Source organism: Williamsia sp. 1135 (assembly GCF_002095395.1).
Taxonomy (GTDB): domain Bacteria; phylum Actinomycetota; class Actinomycetes; order Mycobacteriales; family Mycobacteriaceae; genus Williamsia.
Genome location: NZ_MJEI01000075.1, coordinates 24,482 through 41,787 on the forward strand (window position 1 = coordinate 24,482; position 17,306 = coordinate 41,787).

At 64.1% G+C, this 17,306-nt stretch carries 16 protein-coding genes; 2 read left to right on the top strand and 14 right to left on the bottom strand.

The window, feature by feature from the left end:
- Window positions 1-7 precede the first annotated feature (7 nt).
- The 5 genes from BFL43_RS28845 to BFL43_RS07135 all read right to left on the bottom strand — a co-directional run bounded on the left by BFL43_RS28845 (window position 8) and on the right by BFL43_RS07135 (window position 5,228).
- Complete coding sequence (locus BFL43_RS28845) at window positions 8-586, bottom strand: TetR/AcrR family transcriptional regulator (protein ID WP_084891885.1); 579 nt, start codon at window positions 584-586, stop codon at window positions 8-10.
- Between the two features lie 7 nt (window positions 587-593).
- Entirely contained in the window at window positions 594-1,697 is a 1,104-nt protein-coding gene (locus tag BFL43_RS07120; protein WP_084891886.1) for an NAD(P)-dependent alcohol dehydrogenase, read from the bottom strand.
- Between the two features lie 110 nt (window positions 1,698-1,807).
- On the bottom strand, window positions 1,808-4,192 hold the full coding sequence (locus BFL43_RS07125) for an excinuclease ABC subunit UvrA (RefSeq protein ID WP_084891887.1): 2,385 nt from the start codon (window positions 4,190-4,192) through the stop codon (window positions 1,808-1,810).
- A 152-nt stretch (window positions 4,193-4,344) separates the two neighbouring features.
- Window positions 4,345-4,755 (bottom strand): VOC family protein, encoded by a 411-nt coding sequence (locus BFL43_RS07130; RefSeq protein ID WP_084891916.1) that lies wholly within the window; start codon window positions 4,753-4,755, stop codon window positions 4,345-4,347.
- A 5-nt stretch (window positions 4,756-4,760) separates the two neighbouring features.
- The gene (locus tag BFL43_RS07135; protein WP_084891888.1) at window positions 4,761-5,228 is read right to left on the bottom strand and encodes a helix-turn-helix transcriptional regulator; all 468 of its coding nucleotides are present in this window, start codon (window positions 5,226-5,228) and stop codon (window positions 4,761-4,763) included.
- A 461-nt stretch (window positions 5,229-5,689) separates the two neighbouring features.
- Here BFL43_RS07135 and BFL43_RS07140 point away from each other — a divergent pair, with 461 nt between their 5' ends.
- Complete coding sequence (locus tag BFL43_RS07140; protein ID WP_276206096.1) at window positions 5,690-6,316, top strand: class I SAM-dependent methyltransferase; 627 nt, start codon at window positions 5,690-5,692, stop codon at window positions 6,314-6,316.
- Window positions 6,317-6,330: 14 nt separating this feature from the next.
- Here the strand turns inward: BFL43_RS07140 and BFL43_RS07145 are convergent, their stop codons facing one another.
- Genes BFL43_RS07145 through BFL43_RS07165 form a run of 5 tightly spaced genes read right to left on the bottom strand, consistent with a single transcriptional unit; the run spans window position 6,331 to window position 12,064 of the window.
- Window positions 6,331-7,311 carry an alpha/beta hydrolase gene (locus BFL43_RS07145; RefSeq protein WP_084891889.1) on the bottom strand — a complete coding sequence of 327 codons (981 nt, stop codon included), beginning with the start codon at window positions 7,309-7,311 and terminating at the stop codon, window positions 6,331-6,333.
- 25 nt (window positions 7,312-7,336) lie between these two features.
- Window positions 7,337-8,812, bottom strand: coding sequence for a wax ester/triacylglycerol synthase family O-acyltransferase (locus tag BFL43_RS07150; protein ID WP_168176550.1), 1,476 nt, complete (start codon window positions 8,810-8,812; stop codon window positions 7,337-7,339).
- Complete coding sequence (locus tag BFL43_RS07155; RefSeq protein ID WP_084891891.1) at window positions 8,760-10,421, bottom strand: AMP-binding protein; 1,662 nt, start codon at window positions 10,419-10,421, stop codon at window positions 8,760-8,762. Before BFL43_RS07155 ends, BFL43_RS07150 begins: the two co-directional genes overlap by 53 nt.
- Entirely contained in the window at window positions 10,418-11,242 is an 825-nt protein-coding gene (locus BFL43_RS07160) for a lysophospholipid acyltransferase family protein (RefSeq protein WP_084891892.1), read from the bottom strand. The genes BFL43_RS07155 and BFL43_RS07160 overlap by 4 nt, the downstream gene beginning before the upstream one ends.
- A complete protein-coding gene (locus BFL43_RS07165; RefSeq protein ID WP_084891893.1) occupies window positions 11,243-12,064 on the bottom strand; it encodes an alpha/beta fold hydrolase in 822 nt (273 codons plus the stop codon).
- Between the two features lie 219 nt (window positions 12,065-12,283).
- On the opposite strand from BFL43_RS07165, the gene BFL43_RS07170 reads away from it, so the two are divergent.
- Window positions 12,284-12,667 carry an SRPBCC family protein gene (locus tag BFL43_RS07170; protein ID WP_240498114.1) on the top strand — a complete coding sequence of 128 codons (384 nt, stop codon included), beginning with the start codon at window positions 12,284-12,286 and terminating at the stop codon, window positions 12,665-12,667.
- Between the two features lie 39 nt (window positions 12,668-12,706).
- Here BFL43_RS07170 and BFL43_RS07175 read toward each other — a convergent pair whose 3' ends face one another.
- Genes BFL43_RS07175 through BFL43_RS07190 form a run of 4 tightly spaced genes read right to left on the bottom strand, consistent with a single transcriptional unit; the run spans window position 12,707 to window position 17,298 of the window.
- Window positions 12,707-13,690, bottom strand: a complete 984-nt coding sequence (locus BFL43_RS07175) for an ornithine cyclodeaminase family protein (protein ID WP_084891894.1) — start codon at window positions 13,688-13,690, stop codon at window positions 12,707-12,709.
- A gap of 25 nt (window positions 13,691-13,715) precedes the next feature.
- Window positions 13,716-14,642 (bottom strand): ABC transporter permease, encoded by a 927-nt coding sequence (locus BFL43_RS07180; protein ID WP_084891895.1) that lies wholly within the window; start codon window positions 14,640-14,642, stop codon window positions 13,716-13,718.
- A complete protein-coding gene (locus tag BFL43_RS07185) occupies window positions 14,639-15,772 on the bottom strand; it encodes an ABC transporter permease (RefSeq protein WP_094647619.1) in 1,134 nt (377 codons plus the stop codon). Before BFL43_RS07185 ends, BFL43_RS07180 begins: the two co-directional genes overlap by 4 nt.
- Before the next feature lie 5 nt (window positions 15,773-15,777).
- The gene (locus tag BFL43_RS07190) at window positions 15,778-17,298 is read right to left on the bottom strand and encodes an ABC transporter ATP-binding protein (protein ID WP_084891896.1); all 1,521 of its coding nucleotides are present in this window, start codon (window positions 17,296-17,298) and stop codon (window positions 15,778-15,780) included.
- Between the last annotated feature and the right edge of the window lie 8 nt (window positions 17,299-17,306).

Below are 17,306 nucleotides of genomic sequence, written 5' to 3' on the forward strand. Positions count from 1 at the left end.
CGCGCATCTATTCCGGTCTCGGCCACCAGGGAGGCATCTGGTCTCGAACGGAGTCCGCCCATCGGACCTCGTCGTCGCCGTCCCCGCACACCCATGCCTCCATCGATGCGGTCAGACCGCCGGCAGCGAACGGAATCGCCACGTCCGCATCGACCTCGGCCGCCACCCCATGCGAGATCCAGATCGCCAGCGCCACCCGGAGTCGACGGGTGAACATGTCCGTCAGGGCCCGTCGTAGCGACGACGATCCGTTGGACATGAATCCCGCCCGGAACAACTCCCGGTCCCGGGTGGCGACCCCGTAGGCGGAGGTCAGGGTTCGCTGGAACTCCACCGCGACCTCACTGATCGAGAGTCCCGTCATGTCGGGCGTATCAAGTGGCTCCTCGACCGCCTCGACGAGCATCGCGGTGAGGAGATCGCCAACGCTGGGGTAGTGCGTGTAGAAACTGGTGCGCTGTACGCCTGCGGCCCGACACAGTTCGCTGACCGAGATCTCGTCCAGCGGAGCGGAGTTGACGCTTTCACGCAGAGCGGCGCGCAGTCCCTCGACGGTGCGGACGGTGCGCGGATCCCGAGTTGCCATCAGCGAGTCACGGCATGGTCAGAACGGCCTTGACCGTGACGCCCGATTGAGTGTCGGCAATGGCCTTCTCGATGTCGTCGAACGCGTACCGCGTGATGAGCTGGTCGAAAGGGAACCGGCCAGCACGGTAGAGCGCCAGCAACTCCGGGATGAAGACCTGTGGAACCGAGTCGCCCTCGATGCCGCCCACGAGCGTCTTACCCGCTCCGGAGATCAACCCGAGTGGCAGTACCGCATCCGGTTTTGGCACTCCGAGCAGTGCGATGGTCGCGCCGAAGCGCGTGGAGTTGATCGCATCGGCGACCACCGACGGGATCGCCGTCGTGTCGATCGCGTATGCGGCACCACCGCCAGTGATCGAGTGAATCGTCGCGACGACATCGTCGGAGGCCCCGTTGACCGTGTGGGTCGCACCCAGTTTCGTCGCGAACTCCAATCGCTGGTCGAGGACGTCGACAGCGATGATCGTGGTGGCGCCCGCGATCTGTGCGGCCATGATGGCGGAGAGCCCGACAGCCCCGGCCCCGGTCACCACCACGCTCGCCCCGGCGGGGACGTTCAGTGAGTTCAGAACTGTTCCGGCTCCCGTCTGGATGCCACAGCCGAGTGGTCCGACGATGTCGAGGGGAACATCGTCGGGGATCTTGACGGCGTTGTGCGCGCTGACGATCGCGTGGGTTGCGAACGAGGACTGCCCGAAGAAGGATCCCCGAATCACCTCTCCGTCCGAACCTTTGATCGTGGTGGTCCCGTCCTCGCGGACGCCGGCGACGTTCAGCAGTAGGAAGTTGACGCAGTAGGCCGCTCGGCCGGTGAGGCAGTTGTCGCAGTGGCCGCAGGCGGCGAACGACAGCCCCACGTGGTCGCCGACCACGAATCCGGTGACCGCTGCGCCGACCTGTTCGACGATGCCTGCACCCTCGTGTCCGAGGACCATCGGCAGCGCTGCCGGGATGTGGCCGTGAACCACCGCGAGGTCGGTGTGGCAGAGCCCCGTCGCCACGATTTTCACCAAGACCTCGGTCGGCTCGAGTTCGTCGAGCACCACCTGTTCGAACGTGAACGGGGAATCGACACCGCGCAGGACAGCAGCGTTGGCGGAGGTGGTCATGAGGATCTGCCTTTCTGACTACAGGGGGCCGCAGCAGTGCGGCTCCCCGAGTTTGGACCCACTTTCCGACAGATGTCGAAAAGTCTGTGAACCCGCGAATGCCGGGTTGATCAAGCTCCGACATACGCAGCGAGGTGCTGCCCGGTGAGGGTCGACTCATCGGCCACGAGGTCGGCAGGAGTGCCCTCGAACACGATTCGGCCACCGTCATGGCCGGCTCCGGGACCGAGATCGATGATCCAGTCGGCATGCGCCATCACTGCCTGGTGATGCTCGATGACGATCACCGATTTCCCGGACTCGACGAGGCGGTCGAGCAGCCCGAGCAGATTCTCGACATCGGCGAGGTGTAAACCGGTCGTTGGTTCGTCGAGGACGTAGATCTCGCCCTTACCTGCCATCTGGGTCGCCAATTTGATCCGTTGCCGCTCGCCGCCCGACAGTGTGGTGAGGGGCTGGCCCAGTTTGATGTACCCCAGGCCGACGTCAGCGAGACGTTCCAAGATCTTGTGCGCGGCGGGAAGTTTTGCTTCACCGTCACCGAAGAACACCTCGGCCTCGGCGACGGACATGCCGAGCACCTCGCTGATGTCGCGACCACCGAAGGTGAACTCCAACACGGCCGCCTGAAACCGTTTGCCGTCGCACTCCTCACATCTGCTCGCGACCCCGGCCATCATCGCAAGGTCTGAGTAGATGACTCCTGCGCCGTTACACGTCGGGCAGGCGCCCTCTGAATTGGCACTGAACAGGGCCGGCTTGACCCCGTTGGCTTTTGCAAAGGCTTTGCGGATCGGCTCCAGCAGTCCGGTATAGGTTGCCGGATTGCTACGCCGAGAACCCTTGATCGGCGTCTGATCGACCGACACGACCTCGTCCAGGCCGGTCACCGACCCTTGGATCAGCGAACTCTTTCCAGATCCGGCGACGCCCGTCAGCACGACCAGAACGCCCAAGGGGATGTCCACGTCGACGTCTTGCAGATTGTGCGAGTCAGCACCGCGCACCTCCAGCGATCCACTGGGCTCGCGGACCGATTCCTTCAGGGCCGCCCGATCATCGAGGTGGTGCCCTGTCAGGGTGTCACTGGCCCGCAGGCCCTCCACCGTGCCCTCGAACATCACCTCTCCGCCCTCGGAGCCCGCGCGCGGGCCGAGGTCGACGACGTGGTCGCCGATCGCGATCGTCTCCGGCTTGTGCTCGACCACCAAGACAGTGTTGCCCTTGTCGCGCAGCCGGAGCAGCAGGTCGTTCATCCGCTCGATATCGTGTGGATGCAGTCCGATCGTCGGTTCGTCGAAGACGTAGGTGACGTCGGTCAAGGACGATCCGAGGTGTCGGATCATCTTGGTGCGCTGGGCTTCGCCACCCGAGAGGGTGCCCGAGGGGCGATCGAGTGAGAGGTAGCCCAGACCGATCTCCACAAAGGAGTCGAGGGTCTGCTGCAGCGTGGACACGAGGCCGGCCACCGATGGTTGGTCAAGTCCACGCACCCACTCCGCGAGATCGCTGATCTGCATTGCGCAAGCGTCGGCGATGCTGACTTTCCCTATCTTCGACGAGCGGGCTGCTTCGCTGAGCCGTGTCCCGTTGCACTCCGGGCAGGTCGCGAACATGACCGCCCGCTCCACGAATGCCCTGATGTGAGGCTGCATCGCATCGACATCTTTGGAGAGAAAAGACTTTTGAATCTGCGGGATCAGACCCGAATAGGTCAGGTTGATGCCATCCACCTGGATTTTGGTGGGCTCGCGATACAGCAGATCGTTCAGTTGCTTCTTCGTGAACTTGCTGATCGGTTTGTCGGGGTCGAAATATCCGCAGCCACGGAAGATGCGCCCATACCAGCCCTCCATGCTGTAACCCGGGATGGTGATCGCGCTCTCGTTGAGCGATTTGTTCGCGTCATACAAAGCGGTGAGGTCGATGTCGGAGACCGAACCCCGGCCCTCGCAGCGCGGACACATGCCGCCCGTGATGCTGAACTCTCGACGTTCCTTTGTCTCCCGGCCACCGCGCTCGATGGTCACAGCACCGGCGCCAGAGATCGAGGCGACGTTGAACGAGTACGCCTGCGGTGAGCCGATGTGCGGTTTTCCGAGGCGGCTGAACAGGATTCGCAACATTGCGTTGGCGTCGGTGGCCGTGCCGACGGTGGAACGCGGATCCGCGCCCATCCGTTGCTGGTCGACGATGATCGCTGTCGTCAGTCCGTCCATGACGTCGACTTCAGGGCGCGCGAGCGTGGGCATGAACCCCTGGACGAACGCACTGTAGGTCTCGTTGATCATGCGTTGCGACTCGGCGGCGATTGTGCTGAACACCAGTGAGCTCTTTCCCGACCCGGACACGCCGGTGAACACCGTCAGTCGCCGCTTCGGTATCTCGACGCTGATGTCCTTCAGATTGTTCACCCGTGCTCCCTGGACACGGATCAGATCGTGACTGTCGGCGACGTGCACTTGAGTCGGTGAGATCTTCTTGGTGGTGGCCATGACGTCCGGAGGTCTCCATCTGTGTCGGCGGGGGAGCGAACATCGCTCCGCGGCGAGGTCGCACTGCTCGATCTAACCAGTTCGAACAGTGCGACCAGGGGTGGCTCGCAGCGGTTTCGAACCGCCGGTGAACAGATCGGTGTCGCGATCGATCAGCGCTGTTCCTGGATTCGGATCATGTTCCCAGCAGGATCGCGTAGGGCGCAATCGCGAACGCCGTACGGCTGCTCTGTCGGCTCCTGGACGATCTCGGTACCGCCCGCCTGGACCTTCTCGAAGGTGCTGTCGAGGTCGTTGGTGGCCAGCAGGATGCTGGCGTAGGTCCCCTTTGCCATCATCTCCTCGATGGTGCGACGTTCGGCGTCGGTGGTACCGGGATCGGCGGCGGGCGGGTGCAGCACGATCGACACATCGGGCTGGCCGACGGGACCGACAGTGAGCCAACGCAACCCGTTGTAGCCCACGTCGTTGCGTAGTTCGAAGCCCAGGGTGTCGCGGTAAAACGAAAGAGCGGCCTCGGGATCGTTCTGAGGAAGGAAGCTGGAGTGGATGCTGATGTTCATGCCGGTCACGTTAGTTGCGGTGAGGTGGCCGACGCTTCTCGATTCCTGATCGGTCTCGTCACCTGTTTCGCAACACACGAGGGCATCCCTGCCGTCGCGAGTGCCGCGTCGCGCCGATAGACGCTCGGCGGGACGCCGACCAGCTCCGTGAATCGGGTGCTGAACGTGCCCAGCGAGGAGCAGCCCACCGTGAAGCACACCTCGGTGACACTGAGATCGCCGCGGCGCAGCAATGCCATGGCCCGCTCGATCCGTCGGGTCATCAGGTACGCATAGGGGGATTCCCCGTATGCCCTCTTGAACTCGCGACTGAGGTGCCCGGCAGACATGTTCACACCGCGCGCGAGCGCCTCGACGTCGAGGGGTTGGGCATGCTCGCGGTCGATCCGATCTCGGACGCGGCGCAGCAGAGCGAGATCGCGCAACTGTTGGGCGTCGCGCAACCGCTGAGCGTCGGGGGGTCTGCTGGTCATCTCATTGATCGTGCCACCTGGTACCGATCGGTGGCCAGTGCCGAACGCTCCAAAGTCCTCGATAACGCCAGGTGTGGACACCCCCTCCTGAGTCGAGCGTGTCGTTTCGGTGAAGGTACCTCGCGCGATGTCGCGACAACTACACGCTCGATATGCAGGCGCTCATCTGAATTGTCTTGTATTACCACCTTCGAAGGGGCGAATATTGTGCAGCCGCGTTTATATGTATAGTTGACAATGTCGACGCATATACCGCGACGCGGGATATGCGAATATGGAATTGGTGGATGGGTCGACGGGACACGTCATTGCTGATGACGAATACCAATCGGGCAATTCGGGATGGACGGGGATCAGACGTGAGCAATTTTTCGTGGCCGCTGACACGGGTTCAGCACACCGAAAATGTACATTCGCTTAATTCTGGACGAAGAATCGACAATAGTGATCGTGACAAATCGTTGTTCGATCTGAAAACTTGGGATGGCCATTCGGCGCCCGATTCTGACCGCTGGAACTACAACACCCACTACTATCGGCTGACCGACAGGCTGATGCCTGGTACCGATTCCGTCCTGGACTTCGGATGCGGGGAAGGGATGCTGGCCCGGCGATTGCGGGGTCAATCAGCTCATGTCGTGGGCATCGACCCTGACGAGGACAGTATCCGAGCAGCTCGCGAGCAGTCGGGCGACGACATCGACTACATCTGCGGCGATGCACTCGAGTATCCGTTCGAACCAGAATCATTTGACGCAGTCGTCTCCGTCGCGGTTCTACATCACATCGATGCCGCACGTGGACTTCTACGTATGGCGGAACTCGTCAGACCGGGTGGCACCGTGGTCGTGATCGGTTGTGCGAGCAGTGAACGACCTCGCGATTTGATCATCGACCTCACATCGACCGTCTCTGCGCTCGCGGTACTCAGTCGACACAAATTATGGAAGCACCCCTGCCCCGTTGTCTGGCCGCCACCTGTCAGCTATCGAGAAATGAAGAAGCTCGCCCACGAGTTGCTGCCTGGATCGCAATTTCGGCGGCACCTGCTGTTTCGCTATTCGATCTCGTGGACCAAACCCCTGTGACATGAACTGGTAGTTCAGTAGGAGTACTGTTCCCGAATCTCGGGATCGATCCTGCCGATCACGTTCTCGGCGGCCTCCACGAACGTCGGTACCCAGTTTGTGGCTCCGAGCACGATGGCCGCGTGACCGCCTGCCGCGGAGAACACTTGAGCGCCCGTGATCGACGCGGCCAGCCGGCGCTGTCGGCGACTGGGGATGATCCGGTCCCGAGTGGTCACGACGACGGCGGTCGGCACGTCCACGTCGCCGATCCACGCCGCCGAGTCGAAACGCCCCAGTTCGGCGAGCGCGTGAGGGATCGACCACGCACTGGTGCTGCGGAACTCGACTCGCGTCCAGGCGGCCGAGTCGGCAACCTCGATGGACGGCAGCTCAGGGAGTGTCTGAGCCAGCTGATCCACGTGAGCCAGCGCGAAGCCGGTCAGGGGCATCATGGTCGCGGTCATGAGCGGAAAAAAGAGGCGCTCCCCATGTTTGCCACGGAAGTTTCTCGCTGTCGAGCACAAGACGAGGCCCGAGACCCTGTGCGGGTGACGCCGCCAGGTGAGCTGCGCGACGGCGCCGCCCATCGAATACCCGGCGATCACCGCGCGATCGACACCCAGCGCGTCCAGGACTGCGGCCACGTCGTCGGCGCAATCATCGAACTCGAACTTCGACGACCGGATGCCCCGACCATGCCATCGTTGGTCGAAAGTGACCACCCGATAGTGGTTCGACAGGGCCCCGAACGTCGCCATCCAGCTCAGGTACGCGGTGCAACCCAGGGCGTGCAGAAGCACTATGGTCGGCGCCTCCGGGGTCGGGCCGGGCACGTCGACGACAAAAGTCTGTCCGCGACCCGGCAATTCGAGAATCTGGCCTTCGGGCACACTGTCGACCTCAGGCGGTGAAGGAAGTGCCGCACGAAGTCCGGCTGCGGCTCCCTGGCGTAGGAGGTCGACGCCGGGGCCGGACAGGCGTTGCGCTGCGGTCATCACTGTGCGGACAGTCATTGGTCTCACCCTTTCTGGTGTTGCGTCACAGGTTGCGCAATTGCTCGAGGGCCGGCTCCAGCGCGGCGACAAGCGACGGGAGATCGGGCAGTAGGTCAGGGCAGCTCAGGGCCGCGATGTTGAGGCGACCGGCGTACGACCACGCCGTGATGTTGAGACCGATGCCCTCGATGATCGGCCCGACACTGTAGAGGTCGTGTAGGCGAGATCCTGCGATACGGATCTCGGCGGGCGGACCTTTCACATTGGACACGATCACGTTGAAGGGCGGCGCATGTCGCGCCGCCATCCGCGCATGTGAATACCACCGCAGGAGAGCGCTGAACGGAGCCGGTGGGGTGAACTGGACCCAGTCGGCGAGCATGCTCGGGCCGAGGGTGCGTTGCAGATCTTTCGAGGCACTCGTGATGTTCGAGATCGTATGCAACCGTTCGATCGGATCGTCGACATCGGTTGCGAGCGTGGTGAACAGGTTGGATACCCGGTTGCCGCTGAGCCGCGGTGAACTGCCCACCTCTTCGGTGGAGACCGGCACGCCGGCCAGCAGGGCAGTCGCCGGATGTTCGTCGCGTGCGTCCAACCACGTTCGGAGCGCACCGCCCACGACCGCCAGGACGACGTCATTGACGGTGACTCCGTTGGCCTTGCGAACCTGCTTGACGTGAGCCAGATCAAGCGTGCAGGTGGCGAAGTTCCGCCGCGGGGTCAACGCCCCGTTGAAAGAGGTGCGCGGGGCATCGAGAATCGGGCGGGGGACACTCACGTCGTGCTCACGCCGTCGACTACCAGCAGCAACAGCGCCGCTCGTCGTTCGACCGAGCAGACCATGGATTGTCCCGATCTGCACGGTCGCGTCGCGAAGCGCCAGTTTGATCTGGGTGCCCTTCGCCGGGACGGCGTCGAAGTGCCAGTCCGCGGGGCGGCCGGATCGCCGATCTGCGGTGGGGGTGCCTTCCCGGGGGTCGGCGATGTTGGCGATCAGGGCGTTGGCTGCGCCACCGTCGGCGAGCGCATGATGCAGTTTTCCGATCACCGCGACCAGTCCACCGGCCATCCCTTCGCACACGTGCACCTCCCAGAGTGGGATGTCCCGGTCGAGGGGGGTGCTGCACACCTGCCCGATCAGTGCTTCGAGTTCTGTATGACCACCAGGTGAGGGTAGGTCATGCCGAAATATGTGTCGGCCCGGCTCGAAGGGTCCGTCTGAGATCCACATCGGATGGTTGAGAGCGAATGGAACCGGTAATGGACGCTGTTTCAGAGGCGGCAGGTCGTTCATCCGGGACAGCAGTTGTCGCTGGAGCCCGGCAAATGTGTAGCTGTCGCTGGGCTCCATGATGGCGATCTTGAGCGTGTGCATGTGCATGGTGGGCGTTTCCATGTACAGGTACCCGGCGTCGACGCCCTCCATGCGTTCCATCAGGTATGACCCGGCAGCGCAGCGGTGGTCATGAGGCAGGACCTGTTGGTACACCCGGGTCGCGTACCTCGGGCAGTTCACGTTTGACCACCTTGCCTGTGGCATTACGCGGCAAACTGTCGAGGAAGACCACGTCGCGAGGAGCCTTGAACCCCGCGAGTTGGGCTTTCACATGGGCCTTGAGCTCATCGGCTCCCGCCGACTGTCCTGGACGCAGGACCACGAAGGCCGCCAGACGCTGGCCGTACTGCGCATCGTCGACCCCGAGGACCGCGGCCTCGAGCACCGACGGGTGTTGGTGCAGCGTCTCCTCGACCTCGAGTGGGAAGACGTTCTCTCCGCCCGAGACGATCATGTCGTCGTCGCGTCCGACGACGAACAGCCGGCCTGCTCGGTCCAACGTCCCCATATCGCCGGTGAGCATGAAGGCCCCGTGAAAATCCTTCGTCTCGCCCGAGCTGTATCCCTCGAAATGCGAGTTGCTCAACACAGCGATCTTTCCGACATCTCCGGCGGCCAGCTCCTCGAAGTTCTCGTCGAGTATCCGAACATCGGTGCCTGCTGCCGGACGCCCCGCGGTGTCCGGCGCCGCGCGCAGATCGGCCGGGACGGCCGTGCTGATCAGCCCGGCTTCGGTCGCGTTGTAGCTGTTGTACACCACGTCACCGAAGCGATCCATGAAGTCGCGTACTGCATCTGCCCTCATCCGGGAACCACTGATCGTTGCGAACCGCAGTGTCGCCATCTGATGGTTGTCCAGCACCTCGCCGGGCAGATCCATGATCCGTTCCAGCATCACAGGAACGAGTGCGAGCCCACGCGCCCCGTGCTCGTCGACCATCGCCAACGTCGCCTCTGGATCGAAGCGGCGCCGCATCACCATCGTGCAGGTCATCGAGGCCGCCACCGCCATCTGACCAAAACCCCAGGCGTGGAACATCGGAGCGGCAATGACCACTGTCTGCTCGGCGCGCCACGGGATTCGCTCGAACATGGCTGCGAGGGCGCCCGCGCCGCCGCCGCCAGATCTGCGCGCCCCTTTCGGCGTGCCCGTGGTGCCGGAGGTGAGCAGAATGATGCGCCCGGCCTTCTTGGGCTTCGGAGGTCGGTTCCCGGAGTTGACGGTGATGATCTCATCGATGGTCTTGCCCGCGGAGGTGTCCTCGCACCAGGCGATCAACTCGATCAATCCCTCGATCTTGTCTCGCGCATGCGCAACCAGCCCCGAGAACTCCTCGTCGTACACGATTGTCGTCGCACCCTCGCGCACAAGGACTTCCGCGAGCTGGGGCCCCGAGAACCCGGTGTTGAGCAAGAGAGCGTCGGCACCGGTCTTCGTGGCTGCAGCCAGCGATTCGACCAACCCTCGGTGGTTTCGGCACAAGATCCCGATGGTCGCGGGTTCCCTGGTGTTGCTGTTGGCGAGTGCGTCGCTGCGGTTCTCCAACGCGGCCCAGCTCAGCGACCCGCGCTCGTCGATGATCGCCGTTGCACGCGGACTGCGGGCGGCAGACAGGCCGATACCCGTCAAGGGTGAGGCGCCCAGTCGCAGCAGCGCTGCAATCATCCGTACATACTTGTCAGGGCGTAGCAGCGCGAGAAAACCTGCGCTGCAGAGTATCCGAACCATCCAGATCGTGTGCTTCACCCCATGCGCACCGGTGATGGCAAGGTGCTTCACGCGATTCATCCGATCACCGGGAATCGGCGAGTCCGCGCCATCTCGTCGAGCGCCTGTTGCATCCGATCTCTGACGACCCGATCGACCTCCTCGATGTCGGGATCGTCTCCGAACTCTTCCGTGATGTGAACCGGGTCGAGCACACGGGTCGCGATCTTCGTCGGCAGTGGCAGGTTCGGAGGAAGCCCCAACGAGAACCCGAATGGGAAGCCGAACGTCACCGGTACGAACTTCATCCGGGTGAGGCGATCGAGTTGCAGCAATTTGGCAAGACCTTCACCGCGCGAGAGAAACAGTTGTGCTTCATGCCCTCCGATGCTGACCACCGGCACCAGTGGAACGCCCGCCTCGAGCGCGGTGCGCACGTAACCGGTCCGGCCCTCGAAATCGATCCGGTTGGCGGATGTCGTCGGCCGGAAAACGTCGTAGTCGCCCCCGGGGAACACGATGGTGACGCCGCCTGATTGCAGGATGTCCTGCGCATTCTTTCGGTTGGCGGGGACGAAACCGGTACGGGAGAAGACTTCTTTGGCCGGTCCCAGAAACAGGATGTCGTGGGCCAATACGTACAGCGGTCGTTCGGTGCCGAAGTGATCCCAGAAGGCCACCGCGATGACCGGCACATCCATCGCCATCACACCGCCGGAGTGATTGCTGACCAGCAGCGCGCCACCTTCGGGGATCTTGTCGACACCACGAACGTCTGATCGGAACCACGCCTTGACGGCCACTTTGAGCAAGGGCAGCACCCGCGCCACCCACGTGGGATCCCGCTGGGTCCACAGCGATGCACTATCGGGTTCGTTGACGACGATCGCCTTGTCAGCCATTCATGACCTCACGGTTGGTGTACGGGGCTGGTGTCCGAACAGCGAACGGTGCAGACATCGTCGCCATAGGAACGCTGCATCGGCCGGGTGCTCGTGCGCGAGGCGGTCGGACACCACCGCCAGCGAGAGCGGGTTCGAGACAAGACCTATATGGCTACTCACCACCGCAATGTTCTGCTGGTCCTGGGCATCATCAAGCGCGCAACTGCGCCAGTTCACGACCCCGTCGGTCTTCGAATAGACCGCAGTGCAGGGGACGGGCGTGGGTTGTCGGAGCGTGTCGACGATGTCCCTGGCTTCGGGGGAGAGGCCGTACTTGCGGGCTGCTCTCTCGAACAATGCGGTGGTGCGGGTGATCTCCCCCTGTGGCCGCCAGGGTGACCCCAAGGTGATGACGCGGTCGACCTGATCGGGCCGGAGATGGCCGAGCCATCGCGCCAGCAGTCCTCCGAAACTCCAGCCGACCACGCTGACCGGCCGGCCGTACCGTTCGTGGATGGTGTCGAGCCGGGCGGGCAGGCCCGCGACGATCTCGTCTGTCAGACCGTGGTTGGTTCCGAGCCCCCACCCGTGTACCCGGTAGTCCTGTCTTCTCAGATGTGCGCGCAGCCGTCGGGTCAGAGAATCCGAAGCAGAGAACCCGGGGAGCACCAGGACCGGGCGGCCGCCGCCGACACGTCGTACGGGCAACACGGCATCCAATCCGACCGATACGGGGTATTCGACAGCGACCCGGACCACCTCGAGGGCGGTGAGGGCGATCATCGGTTTGGGCAGCGGAGGGCCGCTTGTACGGTCGCGCGAATCCTCGAAGTCGTACATCCACCCATCCCCCGTTGGCCGAGCTGCCTCCGATACTAGAACGTGTTCTCGTTTTGCGTGACCAGGCTGACTGAATTGCTCCGATCGCGCAAGTCGAACCGCGACGATCGAAATCGACACAGCGTCGGGCCGGCGCTCCGACGGCTGGGTACCGGGTGCGTTTGAACCAGCGCCACGGTGGCTATGGCTGCACTCATGCGCCTGCGATTGCGTCATCGAATGCCCAGCGTCGAGCTCGCCATCGCCGCCCCTGCCGCAGCAGTGTGGGAGGTGTTGGTGGATCTGAAAGTGTGGCCCGAGTGGGGGCCCACGGTCTCCGGCGCCGAACTCGACGGACCAGGACCCTTGACCTTCGGTAGCCGTGGCAAGGTATTGACGCCCGTGGGAGTACCACTGCCATTCGAGATCGACGAGTTCGTCGATGGCCGGGCGTGGGGCTGGCGGGTGGCGGGCGTGCCTGCCACCCGGCACGAGGTGATTCCGACGCGCGACGGTTGCGTCCTGAGTTTCGGCGTGCCCGTGTGGGCCCCGGCCTACCTCCCGGTCATGGCGGTCGCACTGCCGCGCATCGCGCGGCTCGCGACGGCCCGCCGCTCGGCGTAATCATGGGTCGGGGATCCGTCCCGGTTTCGGAGACTGGCGTCAGGCGTTCAGAAGCACCGTCGAGCCTGCACCCTGCGCAATCGCGGCGTCCAGGAGCGTGCGGGCAGTGACGAGATCTTGCAAACCGATCCCGACCGAATTGAAGAGCGTCACCTCGTCGTCCGAGCGTCGACCGGTCTGAGGCGCCACGATGACGTCGCCGAGCTCGACGCGCACGTCGGCGGCGGTCAGATACCCCTCGGCGATGGCCAAGAGCACCTCACCCGATTTGCTCAGTGCCGTTGCGGTGCTGTCCACGATCAGGCGACATTCAGCCATGCCAGGTCCGTCGATCTCTCTGTGGTCCGGTCGCGGCGGTGCCCCCACCGCGTTGAGATGGAGACCGGGCCGGAACCAGGCGCCTTCGATGATCGGGGTCTGCGACGGAGTGAGGGTGCACACGATGTCGGCGGCGGAGACCACTCGCCGTGGGGACTCGGCGTACTCGATCTGTACGTCCAAACCTGTTGTCCGATAGCGGAATCGGTCCACTGTTGCTGCCGACCGCGACCACACGAGAACCTTCTCGATCGGCCTGACGGCACAGATCGCGCGGGCATGCTCGACGGCCAGTGTGCCTGCACCGATCAATCCCAGGGTCGAGGACTCCTGCCGGGCAAGGTGAGCGGTCGCAACCGCGCTCGCGGCGGCCGTGCGGATCGCGGTGATCAGCCTGCCGTCGAGTACCGCTTCACACTCGCCGGTTCGTGCCGACAACAACATGATCGTCGACCGCTGACTGGGTAGTCCGCGGGCTCCGTTAAGGGGCATGTCGGACAGCATCTTGACGACGCTGGCGCCCGATCGGTGGGAGGACGCGACCATCGGAAGAGCTGTGCCACCGTCGATCAGTGGGAGTTGAGCGGGTGCCGGATTGACCGCGTCGCCGGTGGTGAGATCGATGTGGGCCTGTTCGATCACGCGGTAGACCGCAGCGCGGTCGATCAGGGCGTCGATGTCGGAATGGGTGAGGATCAGAGTCATGACAGTGCCTTAGAGGTGATGGAGGTCAGGAGCGACCGGCGTAAGGAACGGTGAGGCAGGTCGGTGCGCGTCTGCCGCCGACGACGCCGCTGATGGCGACGATGGCGATGACGTAGGGCAGCATCACGAGTACGGCATAGGGGATGTCCACACCGACCGCGGGAAGGGCGAACTGCAGCGCACGGGCGACGCCGAAAAAGACGCAGGCCCAGACGATGCCCAGCACCTTCCAGCGGCCGGCGATGACCGCGACCACGGCGAGGTATCCGAGTCCGGCGGTCATGTTCTCGCTGAACGACTGCACCTCGGACAAAGCCAACTGCGCGCCGGCGAGGCCACCCGTCGCAGAGGCGAGTAGCACGCACAGTGCGCGGATCTTGTTGACGGACAGTCCGGTCCAGCCGGCGGAGATGGCATCCTCGCCGACGGCGTCGACCCGGACGCCTGCCATGGTCTGTCCCGAGAACACCAATGCGATGGCGATCACGACGGCCACGCACAGATACCCGAGCAGCGACTGCCCGAACAATGCGGGTCCGACGACAGGAATGTCGGTGAGAACGGGAATGTCGACTCCGGAGAAGCCGGCCACACCCTGTCCCTTTCCGTCGTCGAGCAAGATCCTGGCACCGTAGGTGGTCAGGCCGAGGGCAAGCGCATTTGCGGCTATGCCGACGACGATCTGATCAGCGCGGAATCGCACGGTGAGCAGTGCCTGCACCACACCGAAGAGCAGGGCCGCCAGCACCCCGGCGGCCACGCCGAGGACTGCGGACTCGGTAGTCGCGGAGGCCAGGACACTGGCGAAGGCACCGGTGAGCATCATTCCCTCCATGCTGAGGTTGAGCACCCCGGCCCGTTCGCTGATGGACTCGCCGGTGGCGGCGACGATCAGCAAGATCGCGAAAGCGACGCCACTGGTGAAGATCTGGGTGAGCATGTCGATGTTCACAGGCGTACCTCTTCAGCGGCCTCATCGGTGGCGGCCGCGGGGGAGACGGCCGACGTCTTCTTTCGGGAGGTCGTGGTCCAGAGTGTTGCTCCGGCAATCACGATTATCAGTACGCTCTGCACCACCGTGACGGTGGACGACGGAACTCCGGCTGCCAGTTGCAGATTGATCCCGCCGGCGACGAGAAAGCCGAGGAACACCGAGACCGCCGCCACCGCAACCATCGAGCCGCGGGCCAGCAGGCCGACCACCAGGCCGGTGAAGCCGAACCCTGAAGAGAATCCCTCTGCGAGTACGAAGGGCGCCGAGGTCACCAGGATGCCGCCGGCCAGCCCGGAGAATCCACCGGCAGTGGCCAGACCTACGAAACGAACCTTGTCGACGCCGATCCCGAGTCGCGCCGATGCGCTGGGTGACAGGCCGACCGATCGAAGCCGCAGACCGATGGCACTGTGCCGCAGTACGATTCCGACCGCTGTGATCCCGATGAGGGCGAGAACGATGGCGATGGTGGCCGGGGATCTTGTCAGACCCAGCAACGGCAGATGACTCGCCTCGCCCAAGGCTTCGGACTGGGGGAGTGTCTCGGACGAGGTCACGGGCTGTCGCAGCAGAGCGGGCTCATGGACCACCAGTACGACCAGCGCGAGACCGACGAAGTTCAGCAGCAGAGTGGTGATGATCTCGCTGGTTCCGCGGCGCACATACAGCCACGCCGCGATCGCCGCCCAGCAGCCGCCGGCGAACACAGCCGCCACGAGGGCGAGAACGACACCGAGCCAGACCGGCATCGCGTCACCGACAGTGACGCCGACCGTGGTGGCTGCGATACCGCCGAGGCACATCTGACCTTCTCCACCCACATTGACCAGTCCTGCGCGGTAGGCGACGGTGAATCCGGCGGCGACGAACATGATGATGGCCGCATTGTTCAGTGACGTTCCGATGGCGAAGGGTGAACCCAGGGTTCCTTCGACGAGGGCGTCGATCACCTCGGCAGGACCCGCTCCGGCGCCGGCCGCCAGGGCGAGACCGACGGCGGCGGCGGGCAGTAGTGCCATCGCTGCCACCGCGAGCGGATTGCGAAGCCAGGCCCGCGCGGGTATTGCCCGGCGGCCGAGGGTGCTCATGACGGTCATGCGGCCACTCCCATCATCAGTTCGCCGATGGTGGTGGCTGCCGTTGTGGATCCGGCGTCGACCGAGCCCTCCAGTGTGCCCCGGTACGCGACCACGATGCGCGAACACAGCGCGAGAAGTTCGTCGACCTCGCTGGAGATCACAAGGACCGCAGCGCCGGCGGCAGCGGTTTCGCGCAGGCGCTCGAGGACGAAGGACACCGCGCCGACGTCGAGTCCGCGTGTCGGTTGAGCCGCGACGACCACCCGCAGACCAGGGATCGACAACTCACGTGCCAACACGACTTTCTGCTGGTTTCCACCTGAGAGCGAACCGACCGGGGTATCAAAGCCGTCCGCACGAATTGAGTACTCCGAGATCGCATTCATCGCATCGGCATTCATGGTTCGCCGATTCAGAAGACCCCACCGGCGGTAGGCATGCAGCCTCGCCAGTGCCATGTTCTCCGCGATGGAGAGCTCCGGGATGACGCCTTCGGCATGGCGGTCTTCAGGGACGACACCCACTCCCATCGCAGTGCGCTGGGCGGGGGTGAGTCCTGTGATGTCCGCGCCATCGAGGTGCACAGCACCGCTGTCCACACCGATCGAACCAGCCAGGATCGCTGCCAACTCCGATTGACCGTTGCCTTCGACGCCCGCAATCCCGACGATCTCGCCGGGCCGCACGGACAAGCTCACCTCCGACAGCGCGATGCTGCCGTCAGCTCTGGTCAAGTTGATCCCCTCGAGAGTCAGGCAGGCCGCGTCGGAAGTCGGCCGCGGCGGCGGGACATGCTCAGAGTCGATCGGTTGCGCACCGCCCAACATCAGTTCCAGCAAGGTGCTCAGCGGCGTCTGGGACAGTCGCCCACCGCCGACAACAGCGCCGCCACGCAGCACGGTCGCCGAGTCGGCCGCTCGGCTGACCTCGCCGAGCTTGTGGGTGATGAGAACCACCGACTTCCCGTCTGCTGCGAGGGCGCCGCAGGTGCCGATCAGTGCATCGATTTCTGCGGGGTCCAGAACGGCAGTCGGTTCGTCGAGCAGGATGAGCGACGGTTCACGAAGTAGAGCCTTGACGATCTCGACACGCTGGCGGGCACCGATCGGCAAATCACGCACCCGTGCCTTCGTGTCGACGGTGAGGCCGTAGGTGTCGGCGATACGGTCGAGGCCGCGCCTGATGGCGTCGTGGGGTGGACGGAATCCGTTCCGCCCCAGCAGCAGGTTGTCCTCGACGGTCATCGTGGGTATCAGTGAGAAGTGCTGATGGACCATCGCCACCCCGGCATCGAGGGCAGCCGCGGGCGTTCTCGGACTGTACGTTTCGCCGTCGATGGTCATCTGGCCCTCATCGGCCGCGACCGTTCCGTAGACCACGTTGCACAGTGTCGATTTGCCTGCGCCGTTCTCACCCAGAATGCAGTGCACGGAGCCCCGCTCGACCGTCAAGCTGACCTCGTCGAGTGCGCGAACATTGCCGTACGACTTTCCGATTCCGTCGAGGATCAGCAACGGACTTGTAGCCGGTGTCATCGTCTGGA